We start from the raw sequence: 1517 nt of genomic DNA, 5'->3' as shown, positions 1-1517 counted from the left end.
GATCACCCCAAGCTTGCGCCCGACTTTGGTAAACGCGGCGATCGCCTGGTCCAGGTGCTCACGTGTGTGTGCTGCGCTCATCTGTGTGCGGATACGCGCCTGGCCCTGTGGCACTACCGGGTAGAAGAAACCCGTGACATAGATGCCTTCTTCCAGCAGTTCAGTCGCCATGGCCTGGGCCTTCTTGGCGTCATAGACCATCACTGGCACGATCGGGTGCACGCCAGGCTTGATATCGAAGCCGGCCTGGGTCATCTGCTCGCGGAAATAACGGGTGTTCTCTTTGACACGTTCGCGCAGATCGCCAGCCGAAGACAGCATGTCGAACACCTTGATGGCCGCGGCAACGACATGCGGCGGCAGCGAGTTGGAGAAAAGGTACGGGCGTGAGCGCTGGCGTAACATTTCAATGACCTCGGCACGACCGGTAGTGAAACCGCCCAGCGCGCCGCCCAGGGCCTTGCCCAGGGTGCCGGTGAATATGTCGATCTTGTCCATGACCCCATTGACCTCGGCCGAACCACGGCCGGTGTCGCCGAGAAAGCCGGTGCAGTGACATTCGTCGATATGCACCAGGGCGTTGTACTGCCGAGCCAGGGCGGTGATCTTGTCCAGGGGAGCTATGAATCCATCCATCGAGAACGCGCCGTCGGAGGTGATCAGCTTGGTGCGCGCGCCCGCTGCATCCGCGGCCTGCAGCTGTTGCTCGAGGTCAGCCATGTCGCAATTGGCATAGCGAAACCGCTTGGCCTTGCATAGACGGATGCCGTCGATGATCGAGGCGTGGTTGAGTGCGTCGGAAATGATGGCATCTTCCTCGCCCAACAGTGGCTCGAAGAGGCCGCCATTGGCATCGAAGCAGGCCGCGTAGAGAATGGTGTCTTCGGTACCGAAGAACTCGGCGATCTTGCGCTCCAGTTCCTTGTGCAAATCTTGTGTGCCGCAGATGAAACGCACGGAGGCCATGCCGAAGCCGTGTGTATCGAGCGCGTCCTTGGCTGCCTGGATCACTTGCGGGTGATCGGCAAGGCCCAGGTAGTTGTTGGCGCAGAAGTTGAGTACCTGCTTGCCGCTGTCGAGGCGAATCTGCGCCGATTGTGGAGAGACGATGACGCGTTCGGCCTTGAACAGGCCCTGCTCGCGGATGGACTGGAGTTCGTTGGCGTAACGATCCTGGCCGGGGTAGTTCATGGGAAAAGGCTCATGCGGCGTGGGAAAGGGATAGTTTGAGCCCTTGGGCGTCGACTTGCCTAGCCTGTACCGCCAGAGGATCAGCGGCTTTTGAGTCCACTCGCCTTGCGGTTGCTGGATTTATCGGCCGTGCGAGTCTTTGGGGTTCTTGCTCGCACCTTTCACGGCGAACTGGCGAGTGCCCCTGCAGGCTACAAAAGGCTTGCCTGATATGAGCACGGTCAGTACGCATCAGTGCAACCCGAAATCCACGCGTGTGGTTTTTCCTCCATCGTCAATGCCCTTTGCGTCAAGTTTAGGCGCAGTAACGAACACGCGGTTATCGG

Annotated in this window: 1 protein-coding gene; it reads right to left on the bottom strand. The window is 59.7% G+C overall.

What is annotated here, in order from left to right:
* Nucleotides 1–1191, bottom strand: a 1191-nt coding sequence (gene kbl, locus VF436_RS04380; protein WP_330902768.1) for a glycine C-acetyltransferase, incomplete at its 3' end; no start/stop codon positions are given.
* Nucleotides 1192–1517 lie beyond the last annotated feature (326 nt).

Source organism: Dyella sp. (genome assembly GCF_036384435.1).
Classification (GTDB): Bacteria; Pseudomonadota; Gammaproteobacteria; order Xanthomonadales; family Rhodanobacteraceae; genus GSA-30.
The sequence above is the reverse complement of the archived record's forward strand: the minus strand, read 5'-3'. Positions and strand labels throughout refer to the sequence as shown.